The 16336-nt window shown below is 70.9% G+C and carries 15 protein-coding genes and 1 tRNA gene; 13 read left to right on the top strand and 3 right to left on the bottom strand.

Annotated elements, in window-relative coordinates:
- The first annotated feature begins 24 nt into the window (after nucleotides 1-24).
- Both ACFT4A_RS33380 and ACFT4A_RS33375 read left to right on the top strand, forming a co-directional pair.
- Nucleotides 25-471, top strand: coding sequence for an SRPBCC family protein (locus tag ACFT4A_RS33380; RefSeq protein ID WP_382837725.1), 447 nt, complete (start codon nucleotides 25-27; stop codon nucleotides 469-471).
- Nucleotides 472-510: 39 nt separating this feature from the next.
- Nucleotides 511-582 (top strand) — tRNA-Val (locus ACFT4A_RS33375).
- A gap of 67 nt (nucleotides 583-649) precedes the next feature.
- Here the strand turns inward: ACFT4A_RS33375 and ACFT4A_RS33370 are convergent.
- Nucleotides 650-1378 carry a 3'-5' exonuclease gene (locus ACFT4A_RS33370; protein WP_382837862.1) on the bottom strand — a complete coding sequence of 243 codons (729 nt, stop codon included), beginning with the start codon at nucleotides 1376-1378 and terminating at the stop codon, nucleotides 650-652.
- Between the two features lie 169 nt (nucleotides 1379-1547).
- On the opposite strand from ACFT4A_RS33370, the gene ACFT4A_RS33365 reads away from it, so the two are divergent.
- The 4 genes from ACFT4A_RS33365 (at nucleotide 1548) to ACFT4A_RS33350 (ending at nucleotide 6056) form a co-directional block, all read left to right on the top strand.
- Entirely contained in the window at nucleotides 1548-2114 is a 567-nt protein-coding gene (locus ACFT4A_RS33365) for a DUF4365 domain-containing protein (protein WP_184597254.1), read from the top strand.
- Complete coding sequence (locus tag ACFT4A_RS33360; protein ID WP_382837722.1) at nucleotides 2111-3352, top strand: hypothetical protein; 1242 nt, start codon at nucleotides 2111-2113, stop codon at nucleotides 3350-3352. The genes ACFT4A_RS33365 and ACFT4A_RS33360 overlap by 4 nt, the downstream gene beginning before the upstream one ends.
- 100 nt (nucleotides 3353-3452) lie before the next feature.
- On the top strand, nucleotides 3453-5429 hold the full coding sequence (thrS, locus tag ACFT4A_RS33355; RefSeq protein WP_382837719.1) for a threonine--tRNA ligase: 1977 nt from the start codon (nucleotides 3453-3455) through the stop codon (nucleotides 5427-5429).
- 66 nt (nucleotides 5430-5495) lie between these two features.
- Nucleotides 5496-6056: an HIT domain-containing protein gene (locus ACFT4A_RS33350; RefSeq protein WP_311124712.1), complete on the top strand. Its 561-nt coding sequence runs from the start codon at nucleotides 5496-5498 to the stop codon at nucleotides 6054-6056.
- A gap of 63 nt (nucleotides 6057-6119) precedes the next feature.
- Here ACFT4A_RS33350 and ACFT4A_RS33345 read toward each other — a convergent pair whose 3' ends face one another.
- Together ACFT4A_RS33345 and ACFT4A_RS33340 are read right to left on the bottom strand one after the other, a co-directional pair.
- The gene (locus tag ACFT4A_RS33345; RefSeq protein WP_382837716.1) at nucleotides 6120-7787 is read right to left on the bottom strand and encodes a hypothetical protein; all 1668 of its coding nucleotides are present in this window, start codon (nucleotides 7785-7787) and stop codon (nucleotides 6120-6122) included.
- A gap of 171 nt (nucleotides 7788-7958) precedes the next feature.
- Entirely contained in the window at nucleotides 7959-10157 is a 2199-nt protein-coding gene (locus ACFT4A_RS33340; protein ID WP_382837713.1) for an elongation factor G-like protein EF-G2, read from the bottom strand.
- Nucleotides 10158-10374: 217 nt separating this feature from the next.
- On the opposite strand from ACFT4A_RS33340, the gene pgsA reads away from it, so the two are divergent.
- The 7 genes from pgsA to ACFT4A_RS33305 all read left to right on the top strand — a co-directional run bounded on the left by pgsA (nucleotide 10375) and on the right by ACFT4A_RS33305 (nucleotide 16292).
- Nucleotides 10375-11124: a phosphatidylinositol phosphate synthase gene (gene pgsA, locus ACFT4A_RS33335; protein WP_382837710.1), complete on the top strand. Its 750-nt coding sequence runs from the start codon at nucleotides 10375-10377 to the stop codon at nucleotides 11122-11124.
- Entirely contained in the window at nucleotides 11121-12029 is a 909-nt protein-coding gene (locus ACFT4A_RS33330; protein WP_382837707.1) for a phosphatidylinositol mannoside acyltransferase, read from the top strand. The genes pgsA and ACFT4A_RS33330 overlap by 4 nt, the downstream gene beginning before the upstream one ends.
- Nucleotides 12026-13189: a glycosyltransferase family 4 protein gene (locus ACFT4A_RS33325; protein WP_382837704.1), complete on the top strand. Its 1164-nt coding sequence runs from the start codon at nucleotides 12026-12028 to the stop codon at nucleotides 13187-13189. Before ACFT4A_RS33330 ends, ACFT4A_RS33325 begins: the two co-directional genes overlap by 4 nt.
- Nucleotides 13190-13286: 97 nt before the next feature.
- Nucleotides 13287-13832, top strand: coding sequence for a hypothetical protein (locus ACFT4A_RS33320; protein WP_382837701.1), 546 nt, complete (start codon nucleotides 13287-13289; stop codon nucleotides 13830-13832).
- Between the two features lie 131 nt (nucleotides 13833-13963).
- Complete coding sequence (gene pdxS / locus ACFT4A_RS33315) at nucleotides 13964-14869, top strand: pyridoxal 5'-phosphate synthase lyase subunit PdxS (protein ID WP_215122607.1); 906 nt, start codon at nucleotides 13964-13966, stop codon at nucleotides 14867-14869.
- A 13-nt stretch (nucleotides 14870-14882) separates the two neighbouring features.
- Complete coding sequence (gene pdxT, locus ACFT4A_RS33310) at nucleotides 14883-15491, top strand: pyridoxal 5'-phosphate synthase glutaminase subunit PdxT (RefSeq protein WP_382837699.1); 609 nt, start codon at nucleotides 14883-14885, stop codon at nucleotides 15489-15491.
- A 48-nt stretch (nucleotides 15492-15539) separates the two neighbouring features.
- Nucleotides 15540-16292, top strand: coding sequence for a YebC/PmpR family DNA-binding transcriptional regulator (locus ACFT4A_RS33305; RefSeq protein WP_382594889.1), 753 nt, complete (start codon nucleotides 15540-15542; stop codon nucleotides 16290-16292).
- Nucleotides 16293-16336 lie beyond the last annotated feature (44 nt).

The following is a 16336-nucleotide window of genomic DNA, read 5'->3' as shown; positions in this document are numbered from 1 at the left end:
ACGAGGAGCGGGCAGACTGCGGGCATGGACTGGAACCACTACCGCTTCCGCAGCCTGTGGCCCCTGGCCGCGCCGCCCGCCACCGTGTACGAGGCGCTGGAACGGGCCGAGGACTACCCCCGCTGGTGGCGCCAGGTCCGGCAGGTGACCCGGCTCGACGAGACCACCGGCACGATCCGGATCCGCTCCGTCCTGCCGTACGACATGACCTTCACCGCGCGGGAAGTGCGGCGCGATCCCGCGGCCGGTGTGCTGGAGACCGCCCTGTCCGGGGACATCGAGGGCTGGGCGCGCTGGACGGTCACGCCGCTCGGGCCGGGCAGTCTCGCGCGGTACGACCAGGTCGTGAGCGTGACCAAGCCGCTGCTGAGGAGACTCGCCATACCGGGACGGCCCGTCTTCCGCGCCAACCACACGCTGATGATGCGGTCCGGGCGGCGCGGACTGGCCAGGCACCTCGAAGCGGTTTGAAGGAAACGCGCCGGGGCCTGTATGGTTCAGTCCGTTCCCGGGCGATTAGCTCAGTGGGAGAGCGCTTCGTTCACACCGAAGAGGTCACTGGTTCGAACCCAGTATCGCCCACCGGAAACAGCCGGTCCGTCTCAGACGGACCGGTTTTTTCATGCCCGGACGCCCCGGACCCAGATGCTCAGGCCGCCGCCGGCAGGTCCGGACGCAGGGGCCAGGCCGGGTCGACCGACTCCTCGACACCGCTGCGCGCGAACCACGCCTGGAGCCCACGGGCCTGCGCCGCGTGCCACACCGCCTGCAGCGTGTGCAGTTCACCGGGGGCGAGCCGCTCCAGCCGGGAGGCGAACCGGCGGCCCACCGCCCGGGTCACCTCCAGCGCCGCCACGGCATCGGCCGCCGCGTCGTGCGCGCCCTCCAGCGTGACGCCGTAGTGCGCGCACAGGTCGGTCAGCGTGCGGCGGCCCTTGCGGTACCGGTCCAGGTGCTTGTCCAGGACCCTCGGGTCGAGCACGAGCAGCGGCGCCGGCTCGAACCAGCGGTCCAGGGCCGAGGCACGATGGCGGCGCAACTCCCGGTCCAGCAGGGTCAGATCGAACGGCGCGTTCATCACCACGACCGGGCGGCCGGCATGGGCCTGCTCGGCCAGCACCTCCGCTATCTCGTACATCACCGGCGCCGGCCACCGGCCGTTGCGCTGCAGGTGTTCCTCCGTCAGCCCGTGCACCGCCGTCGCCTCGGCGGGCACCGGCACCCCCGGGTTCACCAGCCAGCGGCTGACCCGCGGCCGGACGCCCGGGGCGTCCTGGATGACGACGGCCGCCGACACGATCCGGTCGGTCTCGACGTCCACGCCCGTCGTCTCCGTGTCGAAGGCGGCCAGCGCCCCCTCGTACCAGCACGTCGTCATAGCCACACAACCCCTCGTTCACCTTCGGCAGTTGACGCACCGTCCGCTGCCCGATTCGGTGATACCCGGGCTGTTTGCGTACTACGCCGGAAGGAGACAACAGGAGTACGGGTCGTTGCAGTTCAGCGGCCCGCAACGGGGAATCACTTGTTCTGGAAGGCTGTTGGCCATGGCCATTGCGCAGCCCGAACGGGGCGGGCTGCTGCCCGAGCGCACGGCTCCCTCCCGCGGCACTCTCGCCACCACCGCCTGCATGGAGACACTGCAGGTCGGCTACCTGCACGCCGTCGCGGCGGCCGCCGGCTGCTCGCTGTCCCAGCCCTTTCCCGACAACGGCATCGACTGGCACGTCAGCCACAGCGCCCCCGGGCACACGGTCGACGACGAGGTCACCATCAAGGTGCAGCTCAAGGCCACCTACCAGGTGCCGCCCAACCCGCCCGGCCGCACCTTCTCCTTCACGCTCGACAACGCCCACCTGGCGAAACTCGCCCGCACACCCGTGTCGGTGCACAAGATCCTGGTGGTGATGCTGGTGCCGCGCTCCCAGGACGACTGGCTGCGCGCCGGCCACGACCGGCTCGACCTCAGGCACTGCTGCTACTGGACCAACCTCGCCGGCCAGCCGATCACCGGCCGCAGCCGCACCACCGTGCGCATACCGACCGCACGCATCTTCGACGACCGGGCCCTGTGCGAGATCATGACGCGGGTCGGGACGGGAGGGAAACCGTGACGCACCGCCCGACCGAGGAGCCACTGAGGGCCGTGCGGCCCCACCCCGTCGACTCCTGGAGCGGCCCTCCGCCCGAGCCCCGCGAGGTCGACCCGGCCGTGCTGAGCGCCCTGCTGCGCCGGCACGGCTGGCTGCGGCGCGGCGGCGCCCCCGGACGCTACGGCCGCTGGACCCCGCCCGGCCCCGGCGGCAGCGGCACGAGCCTGCTGGTGCCGGAGACCCGCGCCTTCCCCGACAGCGACGACCTCCTCGGCGAGGCCCTGCTCGCCCTGTCCCGCAGCGGCGCGCCCTCCGCCCGCGAGGTCCTCGTCTCCCTCGCCGTGCCCAGCGACGAGATCCGCTGGTGGCACGACGTCCCCGCCGGGCCTGCCGGCGCGGCGCCCTGGATCGTCGAGGACCGGCTGCGCACCGCGGCCCGCCGGATGCTCCTCGCGGCGGCACTCGCCGCCCGCGCACCGGCCGGCTATCACGGCGCCCGCCACCGGCGCTCCGCCGCCGCGTCCCTGGAGAACGTCCTCGTCGGCTCCGCCGCCGACGGCCGGCTCACCGCCTTCGTGCCCGTCGCCGGCGGCCGCCCCGTGGCCGTACGCCTCCACCAGGCGCTGCACGCCGCCCGCGAGGCCATCGACTACCAGCGCGCCGCGGGCGGCATGGACGCCTTCGACGCCGCGGTCGAGGCAGGGGTGAGCCATGAGCTCACCGAGGCCCTCGTCGCCCTGGTCCGGGGCACGGAGGGCGCCCGGATCGCCGTCGCGTGGGCCCCGGCGGCCGGTGTGCCCGAGGGGTGCGCGTCCTCCGCCGAGCCCGTCGAGTTCTCGCCCGGCGATCTGCCGGTCCTGCGCGAGGCGGGCGCCCGCTATCTGCGCGAGGAACCCGCCGTGCCGGTGCGCATCACCGGAGCGGTGGTGCGGCTGCGCAGGTCCGGGCCGCGCGGCGAGGGCACCGTACGGCTGCGGGTACTGGCCGGGGCCGAGATCCCGAACGTCCGGATCACCCTGGACGAGGAGGGCTACCGGATCGCCGGGCACGCCCACCTCGTCGGACTGCCGGTGCGGGTGCAGGGCCGGCTGGAGAGCCGGGGCGGCTTCCGGCGCCTCACCGGCGCCCACGGCGTCGTACCGGTGCAGGTCGACGACGCCGAACGGGACCGGCTGATGAAGGCGCTGCAGGAGAACGCCGGGATGGCGGCCTTCTTCGAGGAGGCCTGCGGAGGGGACGAGGGGGACTGCGGGGACTGATTTCGCGGTGGATGGCCCGGGGTCGGTACGATCCCTTCTATTGCGTACGCCATGGAATATGGGTTAGAGCGGCGCATCCACCTTCAGTCAGGAGAGACCGGTGTCAGACGTCCGTGTGATCATCCAGCGCGATTCCGAGCGGGAAGAACGCGTGGTGACGACGGGCACTACGGCCGCCGAGCTCTTCGCCGGCGAGCGCTCGATCATCGCCGCGCGTGTGGCCGGCGAGCTCCGCGACCTGTCGTACGCCCTGTCCGAGGGCGACGAGGTCGAGGGCGTCGAGATCTCCTCCGAGGACGGCCTGAACATCCTGCGCCACTCCACCGCGCACGTCATGGCGCAGGCGGTGCAGGAGCTCTTCCCCGAGGCCAAGCTCGGCATCGGCCCGCCCGTCAAGGACGGCTTCTACTACGACTTCGACGTCGAGAAGCCGTTCACGCCCGAGGATCTCAAGGCCGTCGAGAAGAAGATGCAGGAGATCCAGAAGCGCGGGCAGAAGTTCGCCCGCCGCGCGGTCACCGACGAGGCCGCCCGCGAGGAGCTGGCCGGCGAGCCGTACAAGCTGGAGCTGATCGGCCTCAAGGGCTCGGCCTCCTCCGACGACGGCGCGGACGTCGAGGTCGGCGCCGGCGAGCTGACGATCTACGACAACCTGGACGCCAAGACCGGCGACCTGTGCTGGAAGGACCTCTGCCGCGGTCCCCACCTGCCCTCCACCCGGAACATCCCGGCGTTCAAGCTGATGCGCAACGCGGCCGCCTACTGGCGCGGCAGCGAGAAGAACCCCATGCTCCAGCGCATCTACGGCACCGCCTGGCCCACCAAGGACGAGCTGAAGCAGTACCTGGAGTTCCTCGCCGAGGCCGAGAAGCGCGACCACCGCAAGCTCGGCAGCGAGCTGGACCTGTTCTCCGTCCCGGAGCAGATCGGCTCCGGCCTCGCCGTCTTCCACCCCAAGGGCGGCATCATCCGCCGGGTCATGGAGGACTACTCGCGGCGCCGCCACGAGGAAGAGGGCTACGAGTTCGTCTACACCCCGCACGCCACCAAGGGGAAGCTCTTCGAGACCTCGGGCCACCTGGACTGGTACGCCGACGGCATGTACCCGCCCATGCAGCTCGACGAGGGCGTGGACTACTACCTCAAGCCCATGAACTGCCCGATGCACAACCTGATCTTCGACGCGCGCGGCCGGTCCTACCGTGAACTGCCGCTGCGCCTCTTCGAGTTCGGGACCGTGTACCGCTACGAGAAGTCGGGCGTCGTGCACGGCCTGACCCGGGCCCGCGGCTTCACCCAGGACGACGCGCACATCTACTGCACCCGCGAGCAGATGTCGGAGGAGCTCGACAAGACGCTCACGTTCGTCCTCGGCCTGCTGCGCGACTACGGCCTGACCGACTTCTACCTGGAGCTCTCCACCAAGGACCCGGAGAAGTTCGTCGGCTCGGACGAGGCCTGGGAGGAGGCGACCGAGACGCTGCGCCAGGTCGCCGAGAAGCAGGGCCTGCCCCTCGTGCCCGACCCGGGCGGCGCCGCCTTCTACGGCCCGAAGATCTCCGTCCAGACCAAGGACGCCATCGGCCGCACCTGGCAGATGTCGACGATCCAGCTCGACTTCAACCTGCCGGAGCGCTTCGACCTGGAGTACACCGGGGCGGACGGCGCCAAGCAGCGCCCCGTCATGATCCACCGCGCGCTGTTCGGCTCGATCGAGCGCTTCTTCGCGGTGCTCCTCGAGCACTACGCGGGCGCCTTCCCGGCGTGGCTGGCCCCGGTCCAGGCGGTCGGCATCCCGATCGGCGACGCGCACGTCGAGTACCTGGAGAAGTTCGCGGCGGCGGCCAAGAGCAAGGGCCTGCGCGTCGAGGTCGACTCCTCCTCCGACCGGATGCAGAAGAAGATCCGCAACGCCCAGAAGCAGAAGGTGCCCTTCATGGTCATCGCGGGCGACGAGGACATGTCCCACGGGTCCGTGTCCTTCCGCTACCGCGACGGCTCGCAGGAGAACGGCATCCCCTTCGACGAGGCCATCGCGAAGATCCAGAAGGTCGTCGAGGAGCGGGCGCAGGTCTGATCACACGGCACACGGGCCCCCGGGGAGATCCCGGGGGCCTTTGCCGTCCCCCCAGCTCGACGCCATATGCTGCACTGCATGACGAGTGAGCCGGAGCAGCAGCTGGGAGTGGGGACGCAGGACGCGTTCCAGCGTCTGTGGACGCCCCATCGGATGGCCTACATCCAGGGCGAGAACAAGCCGACCGGCCCGGGCTCGGGCGACGGCTGTCCCTTCTGCTCCATCCCGGCCAAGTCCGACGAGGACGGGCTGGTCGTCCGGCGCGGCGAGCAGGTCTACGCCGTGCTCAACCTCTACCCGTACAACGGCGGTCACCTGATGACCGTGCCCTACCGGCACGTCGCCGACTACACCGACCTCACGGCGGGGGAGACCGCCGAACTCGGCGAGCTGACGAAGCAGGCGATGACCGCCCTGCGCACCGCTTCCGGCGCGCACGGCTTCAACATCGGCATGAACCAGGGCACGGTGGCGGGCGCGGGCATCGCGGCCCACCTGCACCAGCACATCGTGCCCCGCTGGGGCGGGGACACGAACTTCATGCCGGTGGTGGGACATACGCGGGTGCTGCCGCAGCTGCTCGCGGACACCCGGAAGATGCTGGCGGAGGCCTGGCCGACGAGCTGAGTCCGGCGGGGCCGGCGTTCGTTCTTTCGACACCGGCCCCGGTCGCCCTAGGCTCACGAGCCCCTACGCGTCGTAGACATCAGCTTTCTTCGGCGAAGCCTCCTGCACGGCCCCGCTCAGCGCCGCCGACCTGGAACCGAACTTCTCCACGTCGACCCCGTTCTCCCGCAGCACCTTCAGCGCCGCCGCATGCACCGTACGCAGCACAGGCGTAGCCGCACGCAACGCGTCGTCGGCCATGAAGCGGTGCCGCCACGGCTGGTCGGCCCACGAGTGCCGCAGACCGAACGGCTCCGGGAGCGTCAGACTGCCGCCGAGCCAGTTCAGCAGCGGCGGGTACCAGGTCAGCGGGGCGCGCGCGGCCAGCCGTACCACCTCGTCGGCGTCGATCAGGGGGAGCTTCACGGTGCGGGTCTCCCAGAACCGGAGAGCCTTCTGCACCGCCTTCTCCTTGGCCGCGGGCTTCTCGTTGAACAGCGGGTTGACCGGCCCCAGGGCGTGACCGGTGACCTCGATGCGCAGGGTGTCGTGGAGCACGGTCACCGTGATCAGCATCGTGATCACCAGATGGCCGTCCCAGAGGGTCCACTGCACGCCGAGGTAGTGCCGGTCGCCGCTGCCGAACTGCTGCTTGTTGCAGATGTCCTGTATGGCGTGCGTCCGGACCGTGTACGCGTCGACGTCCGTGCCGCTCGGCCGGGACACCTCCGTCGCCTTCTCGCCGATCGGCGTGACGATCCAGTGCGTGATGGACGGCTTGGGGAAGCCGCCGGTGTTGATGGACGTGCGCTCCAGCATGCCCAGGCCGCCCTGGATCGCCACGATGACGTCCCAGCTGCGGAAGGGGTGGAACTCCTTGTCCGGATCGGCGGAGACCAGCTCCTCGGCCAGCTGCCAGCTGCCCCACCGCGTGCCCATGCCGAGTATGCCCTTGGGGCCGGCGTAGAAGACCGAGTTGGACCGCTGCTCGGCGCCGAGGCGGGCCAGCTCCTTGCGGACCTGCTCGGCCGCGTCGCCCGGGTTGCCCGGAACGGCCTCGGGGATCTTGGCGCCCACGCCGCCGCCCGACAGCAGGCTCGACCAGCGCTCCCGCAGGTCACGGGCGGTCCGCTCGCAGATCTGCTTGGCCCAGAACCAGCCGACGACCGGCATGATGATCGCCGCGCGCGCGTACCAGGCCCAGAATCCCGTGAAGGGCATCTTGATCAGGAACAGCACGGCGAGCGCGCCCACCGCGACCAGCAGGGTCGTGGCGAGGGCGCCGGCGCGCTTGTCCTCGCGCTTGGCCATGGTGGTGCGCAGCGTGAACACCAGCAGCCACACGAGGAAGCCCGGCAGGAAGAGCACCCCGCAGATGACCGTGATCGCCGAGAGCCAGTTGTCGCGGTCGCGGCGGATGCGGTGGGCCGCCAGGCAGTGCTCCACGACGACCTGGGGTTCGATGCCGAAGGACTGGATGACGGGATTGCGCCCGGCACCCAGCATCCGGTCGATGATCGCGCGGGAGAAGGCCTCGCCGAACCTGGGGCGGAAGATCTTCGCCCAGGGGCGCGGCGGTTTCACCTTCGACTGGTGCCACTCGTTGTCGGCTTTGAGGATCGTGGTGACCTCGTCGTCCCGGTACGCCGCCGCGGCCAGTGCGTAGGTCGCCGCCGTCTGCCCAGCCGAACCCGCCAAAGGCACCTGGGCCCCTGGGCTGAAGTCGAATCCGTCTGTCACTGCCGCCCCCATCGCTGCCGCATCCGCATCTGCGGCCTTCCCGACTTCCGCGCTCCGCACACCTGTTGATCAGGTCATCAGCGTATCCGCACGCACCGACATCCGTCGGCGGGCGGCCGTCAAGCCGCCCGCCGGTGCGGAGGGAAGCCCTCATGAGGGCCACTTGGTGGCGCCCGGCGCGAACTACGAGGCCTTGCGCGCCTCTTCACGCACCCGTTCCGCCACCTGTGGCGGCATCGGCTCGTGCCGCGCGTACCGGCGGCTGAACCGTGCCGTGCCGTGGGACAGCGACCGCAGGTCGACCGAGTACCGGCCGATCTCGATCTCGGGCACCTCGGCCCGGATCACCGTGCGACCGCCGGGTGTCTGTTCGGTGCCGAGCACCCGGCCGCGCCGCCCCGACAGGTCGCTCATCACGGCGCCCACGAAGTCGTCGCCGACCAGCACCGACACCTCGGCCACCGGCTCCAGCAGATGGATCCGCGCGTCGGACGCCGCCTCCCGCAGCGCGAGCGCGCCGGCCGTCTGGAACGCGGCGTCGGAGGAGTCCACCGAGTGCGCCTTGCCGTCCAGCAGGGTCACCCGTACGTCGATGAGCGGATGCCCGGCGGCGACTCCCTTGGCGGCCTGGGACCGTACTCCCTTCTCCACCGACGGGATGAACTGCCGTGGCACCGCGCCGCCGACGACCTTGTCCACGAACTCGATGCCGGAGCCGCCCGGCAGCGGCTCGACCTCGATCTCGCAGATGGCGAACTGCCCGTGCCCGCCGGACTGCTTGACGTGCCGGCCGCGTCCGCCCGACTTGATGGCGAAGGTCTCGCGCAGGGACACCTTGTGCGGCACGACGTCGACCTGGACGCCGTACCGACTGCGCAGCCGCTCCAGGGCCACGTCGGCGTGCGCCTCGCCCAGGCACCACAGAACCACCTGGTGGGTGTCCTGGTTCTGTTCGAGCCGCATCGTCGGGTCCTCGGCCACCAGCCGGGCCAGGCCCTGCGAGAGCTTGTCCTCGTCCGGCTTGCTGTGCGCCTGGATGGCCAGAGGCAGCAGCGGGTCGGGCATCTGCCACGGCTCCATGAGCAGCGGGTCTTCCTTGGCGGACAGGGTGTCACCGGTCTCGGCGCGGCTCAGCTTGGCCACGCAGGCCAGGTCGCCCGCGATGACGTGCGACACCGGGCGCTGCTGCTTGCCGAACGGCGTGGACAGGGCGCCGATCCGCTCGTCGACGTCGTGGTCCTCGTGGCCGCGGTCGGACAGTCCGTGCCCGGAGACGTGGACCGTCTGGTCGGCGCGCAGAGTGCCGGAGAACAGGCGGATCAGCGACAGCCGGCCGACGTACGGGTCGGAGGAGGTCTTCACGACCTCCGCGACCAGCGGCGCGTCCGGGTCGCAGGGCCTGAGCTCGCGCGGCTTGCCGTCGATCGTGGTCACCCGCACCGTCTCGTGCTCCAGCGGTGTCGGGAAACCCCGTGTGATCAGCTCCAGCACCTCCACCGTGCCGAGCCCCTGCCGGGCGCCGTCGGACGCGGGGGCGGCGGCCAGGACGGGGAAGAAGACCCCGCGCGCGACGGCCCGCTCCAGGTCCTCGATCAGCGTCCCGACGTCGATCTGTTCCCCGCCGAGATAGCGGTCCATGAGGGTCTCGTCCTCGCTCTCCGAGATGATCCCCTCGATCAGCCGGTTGCGGGCCTCCTCGATCAGCGGCAGCTCGTCCTCGCCCGGCTCCGACTCCTTGCGCTCGCCGGTCGAGTAGTCGAACAGCTTCTGCGACAGCAGCCCGATCAGGCCGGTCACGGGCGCGTGCCCGTCGGGCGCCTGCGGGCCGTGCAGCGGCAGGTAGAGCGGCAGGACCGCGTCGGGATCGTCCGCGCCGAAGGCCTCGGCGCAGATCCGCGTCATCTCCTCGAAGTCGGCGCGCGCCGCCTCCAGGTGCGTGACGACGATGGCCCGGGGCATGCCCACGGCCGCGCACTCCTCCCACACCATGCGGGTCGAGCCGTCCACGCCGTCCGAGGCCGAGACGACGAAGAGGGCCGCGTCCGCCGCTCGCAGACCGGCCCTGAGCTCACCGACGAAGTCGGCGTATCCGGGGGTGTCGAGAACATTGACCTTGATGCCGTCCCACTCGACGGGCACCAAGGAGAGCTGTACCGAGCGCTGCTGCCGGTGCTCGATCTCGTCGTAGTCGGAGACGGTGCCGCCGTCCTCCACACGGCCCGCCCGGTTCACCGCCCCCGCTGTGAGCGCGAGGGCTTCCACCAACGTGGTCTTGCCCGATCCGGAGTGGCCGACCAGCACCACATTCCGTACGGACTGAGGGTGGTCGGCCGCTAGCGCCCTGCCGGCGGCCCCAGGGTGTGTCTGTCCTTTGTCGCCCATGATCCTGCCTCCCGTGCACGGTGAGGTCACTGTGGGCGCGGACACGCGGGATCCGCGTGCATGGCGGCTCCGGCGACGCCCGCGGTCATTCGACCTTCCCACTCCCGTCACGGTGCGTCCATACGAAGGACGCGATCGCGCCGCCCACCAGCGGTGCGCCGGATCCCCCGAAGGGGTCCGGGTGCCCGCCCCTCGGCCACGCGCGCGCGTGGCTACGATGGGCCAGCCGGTGGCCAGCAGGGGCCATGCGGCGACACCGACCCTCGGGAAGGCCATGCTGAACAAGTACGCGCGTGCATTCTTCACGCGTGTCCTCACACCGTTCGCCGCGTTTCTCATCCGGCTGGGCGTCAGCCCCGACGCCGTCACGCTCATCGGCACCGCCGGTGTGGTCGCGGGCGCGCTGGTCTTCTACCCCATGGGCGAGTTCTTCTGGGGCACGGTCGTGATCACACTCTTCGTCTTCTCGGACCTCGTCGACGGAAACATGGCGCGCCAGCTCGGCCGCTCCAGCCGCTGGGGCGCCTTCCTGGACTCCACGCTCGACCGGGTCGCCGACGGCGCGATCTTCGCCGGCTTCATCCTCTGGTACGCCGGGGGCGGCGACGACCTCGTGCTGTGCGCCGTCTCGATCTTCTGTCTGGCCAGTGGCCAGGTGGTGTCGTACACCAAGGCCCGTGGCGAGTCGATCGGTCTGCCGGTCGCCGTCAACGGGCTCGTCGAGCGGGCCGAGCGGCTGGTGATCTCGCTGGTCGCGGCCGGGCTCGCGGGTCTGCACGCGTTCGGTGTGCCCGGCATCCAGTACCTGCTGCCCGTCGCCCTGTGGATCGTCGCCGTGGGCAGCCTCGTCACGCTGATCCAGCGGGTCGTCACGGTCCGCCGGGAGTCCGCCGAGGCCGAGGCGGCCGCGCAGGACAATGAGGGCAAGCAGCACAACGCCTCTCACGGGAGCGAGGCGGCCACGTGAGCGCACAGGACCGGCTGACGGACGCGCTGTACGGCCTCGGCTGGAGCACAGTCAGGAAGCTCCCCGAGCCTGTCGCCGCACGGCTCGGGAACACCATCGCCGATCTCGCCTGGAAGCAGCGCGGCAAGGGCGTGCAACGCCTGGAGAGCAACTACGCGCGCGTGGTGCCCGACGCCGGCCCCGAGCGGCTGGCCGAGCTCTCCCGCGCGGGCATGCGCTCCTACCTGCGCTACTGGATGGAATCCTTCCGGCTCCCCGCCTGGAGCACGGAGCGGATCAAGGGCGGTTTCGACGCCAAGGACATCCACTACCTCACCGAGGGCATGGCCGCGGGCAACGGCGTCGTACTCGCCCTGCCGCACCTGGGCAACTGGGACCTCGCCGGCGCCTGGGTCACCACCGAGCTGGGCATCCCGTTCACGACGGTGGCCGAGCGCCTGAAGCCGGAGACGCTGTACGACCGGTTCGTCGCCTACCGCGAGAGCCTCGGCATGGAGGTCCTGCCGCACAGCGGCGGCACCGCCTTCGGCACCCTGGCCCGGCGGCTGCGCGACGGCGGCCTGGTCTGCCTGGTCGCCGACCGCGACCTGTCCGCCTCCGGTGTCGAGGTCGACTTCTTCGGCGACACCGCCCGGATGCCGGCCGGACCCGCCCTGCTCGCCCAGCAGACGGGCGCCCTGCTGCTCCCCGTCACCCTCTGGTACGACGACTCGCCCGTCATGCGGGGCCGTCTCCACCCACCGGTGGAGGTGCCCGAGTCAGGCACCCGCGCCGAGAAGACGTCCGTGATGACACAGGCGCTGGCCGACGCCTTCGCCTCGGGGATCGCCGACCACCCGGAGGACTGGCACATGCTGCAGCGCTTGTGGCTCGCGGACCTCGATCCAGCGAAGGGATCCACGTGAGGATCGGCATCGTCTGCCCGTACTCCTGGGACGTACCGGGCGGCGTCCAGTTCCATATCCGCGATCTGGCCGAATACTTCATCCGCCTCGGCCACGAGGTGTCCGTCCTCGCCCCCGCGGACGACGACACCCCGCTGCCGCCGTACGTCGTCTCGGCCGGACGCGCGGTGCCGGTGCCGTACAACGGCTCGGTGGCCCGGCTGAACTTCGGCTTCCTCTCGGCGGCCCGGGTGCGCCGGTGGCTGCACGACGGCGCGTTCGACGTGATCCACATCCACGAGCCGACCTCGCCCTCGCTGGGCCTGCTGACCTGCTGGGCCGCGCAGGGCCCGATCGTCGCCACGTTCCACACGTCCAACCCGCGCTCCCGGGCCATGATCGCCGCGTACTCGATCCTCCAGGCCGCCCTGGAGAAGATCAGCGCGCGGATCGCGGTGAGCGAGTACGCCCGGCGCACGCTGGTGGAACACCTCGGGGGGGACGCGGTGGTGATCCCGAACGGCGTGGACGTCGACTTCTTCGCCGAGGCCGAGCCCAAGGCCGAGTGGCAGGGCGACACGATCGGCTTCGTCGGGCGCATCGACGAGCCCCGCAAGGGACTGCCGGTCCTGATGAAGGCCCTGCCGAAGATCCTCGCCGCGCGTCCGCAGACCCGGCTGCTGGTCGCCGGGCGCGGCGACGAGGAGGAGGCGGTGGAGACGCTCCCGGCCGAGCTGCGCTCCCGCGTCGAGTTCCTCGGCATGGTCAGCGACGAGGACAAGGCGCGCTTCCTGCGCAGCGTCGACCTGTACGTCGCGCCCAACACCGGCGGCGAGAGCTTCGGCATCATCCTGGTCGAGGCCATGTCCGCCGGCGCCCCCGTCCTCGCCTCCGACCTGGACGCCTTCGCGCAGGTCCTCGACCGGGGAGCCGCCGGTGAGCTCTTCCCGAACGAGGACGCCGACGCCCTCGCCGACGCGGCAGTCCGGCTGCTGGGGGACCCGGAGCGCCTCGCGGAGCTGCGGGAGCGGGGGAGTGCCCATGTACGGCGCTTCGACTGGTCGACCGTCGGCGCGGACATCCTGTCCGTCTACGAGACGGTGACGGCGGGCGCGGCGGCGGTGGCCGAGGACGATCGGGTGACGGGGCTGCGGGCCAGGCTGGGGTTCGCCCGGGACTGAGCCCGGACGGACTGATTCCGTCCCGGCCGAGCCGAAGGGCGGCTCGGCCGGGGCGGGGTGAACCGAGAGGCCGGTCGGGCGGCTAGCCTTGCCGCCCGTGACCACCACTCTCATCTGGATCGCCGTCGCCCTGGTCGCGATCGGGCTGTATCTGAGCTGGACCGCCGGCCGTCTCGACCGTCTCCACGCCCGGATCGACGCCGCCCGGGCCGCCCTGGACGCGCAGTTGCTGCGCCGGGCCTCGGTGGCGCAGGAACTGGCCACGTCGGGGGTCCTGGATCCGGCCGCCTCGATCGTGCTCTACGAGGCCGCGCACGCCGCCCGCCAGGCGGAGGAGGAGCAGCGGGAGGTCTCCGAGAGCGAGCTGAGCCAGGCGCTGCGGGCCGTCTTCGCGGAGGCCCAGCAACTGGAGGCGGTGCGGGAGGCGCCCGGGGGAGAGGAGGCCGCGACCGAGCTCGTACAGGCGGTGCGGCGCGTCCCCATGGCCCGCCGCTTCCACAACGACGCCGTACGCGCCGCTCGCGCCCTGCGCCGCCACCGCAAGGTCCGCTGGTTCCGCCTGGCGGGCCACGCGCCGTTCCCGATGGCCTTCGAGATGGACGACGAACCACCGGCCGCCTTGGCGGACCGCTCGGGCTCCTGACGGCGGGACGTTCCCGCCGCCCCAGAGCCAAAACGATCCACCGGCTTCTCATTGGCCCTTGCTGTGGCCTGGTCCCCTCACGTTTCCTCGGTGCTGCACAAAACCCCTCTTTCCCAGCAGCGAGGTCACCCGTGTCCATCTCCGAAAACCAGGCTCCCGAGACCGGCACCGCCCGTGTGAAGCGCGGCATGGCCGAGCAGCTCAAGGGCGGCGTCATCATGGACGTCGTCACGCCGGAGCAGGCGAAGATCGCCGAGGACGCGGGCGCCGTCGCCGTCATGGCCCTGGAGCGGGTCCCGGCCGACATCCGCAAGGACGGCGGCGTGGCCCGCATGTCCGACCCGGACATGATCGAGGGCATCATCGAGGCCGTCTCCATCCCGGTCATGGCCAAGTCCCGCATCGGCCACTTCGTCGAGGCCCAGGTCCTGCAGTCCCTCGGCGTCGACTACATCGACGAGTCCGAGGTCCTCACCCCGGCCGACGAGGTCAACCACAGCGACAAGTTCGCCTTCACGACCCCCTTCGTCTGCGGTGCCACCAACCTGGGCGAGGCCCTGCGCCGCATCGCCGAGGGCGCCGCGATGATCCGCTCCAAGGGCGAGGCCGGCACCGGCAACGTCGTCGAGGCCGTCCGCCACCTGCGCCAGATCAAGAACGAGATCGCCCGCCTGCGCGGCTACGACAACAACGAGCTGTACGCCGCCGCCAAGGACCTGCGCGCCCCGTACGAGCTGGTCAAGGAGGTCTCCGAGCTGGGCAAGCTGCCGGTGGTCCTCTTCTCCGCCGGAGGCGTCGCCACCCCGGCCGACGCGGCCCTGATGCGGCAGCTCGGCGCCGAGGGCGTCTTCGTCGGCTCCGGCATCTTCAAGTCCGGCGACCCGGCCAAGCGCGCCGCCGCCATCGTGAAGGCCACCACCTTCTACGACGACCCGAAGATCGTCGCCGACGCGTCCCGCAACCTCGGCGAGGCCATGGTCGGCATCAATTGCGACACCCTCCCCGAGACCGAGCGCTACGCCAACCGCGGCTGGTAAGGCACAGGTACCCATGAGCGACACCCCCGTCATAGGCGTCCTGGCCCTCCAGGGCGACGTACGGGAGCACCTCGTCGCCCTGGCCGCGGCCGATGCCGTGGCCAGGCCGGTGCGGCGCCCCGAAGAGCTCGCCGAGGTGGACGGCCTCGTCATCCCCGGCGGCGAGTCCACCACGATCTCGAAGCTGGCCGTCCTGTTCGGCCTGATGGAACCGCTCCGCGCGCGCGTGCGGGACGGCCTGCCCGTCTACGGCACCTGCGCCGGCATGATCATGCTCGCCGACAAGATCCTCGACCCGCGCTCGGGCCAGGAGACCATCGGCGGCATCGACATGATCGTGCGCCGCAACGCCTTCGGCCGGCAGAACGAGTCCTTCGAGGCGGCCGTCGACGTCGAGGGCGTCGAGGGCGCCCCGGTGGAGGGCGTCTTCATCCGCGCCCCCTGGGTCGAGTCCGTCGGCGCCGAGGCCGAGGTGCTCGCCGAGCACGACGGCCATATCGTCGCGGTCCGCCAGGGCATGGCCCTGGCCACGTCGTTCCACCCGGAACTGACCGGCGACCACCGTGTGCACGGCCTGTTCGTGGACATGGTGCGCGCGAACCGTACAGCCGAGTCCTTGTAGGATTCCTGCGTTCGTTGCTGAGATGGGTTACGCGAAGGAGACAGGCAGATGTCCGGCCACTCTAAATGGGCCACGACCAAGCACAAGAAGGCCGTCATCGATGCCAAGCGTGGCAAGCTCTTCGCGAAGCTGATCAAGAACATCGAGGTCGCGGCGCGCATGGGCGGCGTCGACATCGAGGGCAACCCGACGCTGTACGACGCCATCCAGAAGGCGAAGAAGCAGTCGGTCCCGAACAAGAACATCGACTCCGCGGTCAAGCGCGGCGGTGGCCTCGAGGCCGGCGGCGCCGACTACGAGACGATCATGTACGAGGGCTACGGCCCGAACGGCGTCGCGGTGCTCATCGAGTGCCTCACCGACAACCGCAACCGCGCCGCCTCCGACGTCCGCGTCGCGATGACCCGCAACGGCGGCAACATGGCCGACCCGGGCTCGGTGTCGTACATGTTCAGCCGCAAGGGCGTCGTCATCGTCCCCAAGGGCGAGCTGTCCGAGGACGACGTCCTCACCGCCGTCCTGGACGCGGGCGCCGAGGAGGTCAACGACCTCGGTGAGTCCTTCGAGGTGCTCAGCGAGGCCACCGACCTGGTCGCGGTCCGCACCGCCCTCCAGGAGGCCGGCATCGACTACGACTCCGCCGACTCCAGCTTCGTGCCCTCCGTCCAGGTCGAGCTGGACGAGGAAGGCGCCAAGAAGATCTTCAAGCTGATCGACGCGCTCGAGGACAGCGACGACGTGCAGAACGTCTTCGCCAACTTCGACGTCAGCGACGAGATCATGGAGAAGGTCGACGCGTAACGCCGCCGCGCGCCGTGGGTTCCGGCGGGCCGGTGGGACACGTC

The sequence above is a fragment of the Streptomyces sp. NPDC057099 genome (genome assembly GCF_042671245.1).
Taxonomy (GTDB): domain Bacteria; phylum Actinomycetota; class Actinomycetes; order Streptomycetales; family Streptomycetaceae; genus Streptomyces; species Streptomyces purpurascens.
The sequence above is the reverse complement of the archived record's forward strand: the minus strand, read 5'-3'. Positions and strand labels throughout refer to the sequence as shown.

What these genes read in the sequence shown, in the direction of transcription:
- ACFT4A_RS33365 (WP_184597254.1), top strand. Translation starts at nt 1,548, where the DNA reads ATGGCCATTGCGCAGCCCGAACGGGGCGGGCTGCTGCCCGAGCGCACG.
- ACFT4A_RS33370 (WP_382837862.1), bottom strand. Translation starts at nt 1,378, where the DNA reads ATGACGACGTGCTGGTACGAGGGGGCGCTGGCCGCCTTCGACACGGAG.
- ACFT4A_RS33305 (WP_382594889.1), top strand. Translation starts at nt 15,540, where the DNA reads ATGTCCGGCCACTCTAAATGGGCCACGACCAAGCACAAGAAGGCCGTC.
- ACFT4A_RS33380 (WP_382837725.1), top strand. Translation starts at nt 25, where the DNA reads ATGGACTGGAACCACTACCGCTTCCGCAGCCTGTGGCCCCTGGCCGCG.
- ACFT4A_RS33340 (WP_382837713.1), bottom strand. Translation starts at nt 10,157, where the DNA reads ATGGGCGACAAAGGACAGACACACCCTGGGGCCGCCGGCAGGGCGCTA.
- pdxT (WP_382837699.1), top strand. Translation starts at nt 14,883, where the DNA reads ATGAGCGACACCCCCGTCATAGGCGTCCTGGCCCTCCAGGGCGACGTA.
- pgsA (WP_382837710.1), top strand. Translation starts at nt 10,375, where the DNA reads ATGGGCCAGCCGGTGGCCAGCAGGGGCCATGCGGCGACACCGACCCTC.
- ACFT4A_RS33345 (WP_382837716.1), bottom strand. Translation starts at nt 7,787, where the DNA reads ATGGGGGCGGCAGTGACAGACGGATTCGACTTCAGCCCAGGGGCCCAG.
- ACFT4A_RS33350 (WP_311124712.1), top strand. Translation starts at nt 5,496, where the DNA reads ATGCTGCACTGCATGACGAGTGAGCCGGAGCAGCAGCTGGGAGTGGGG.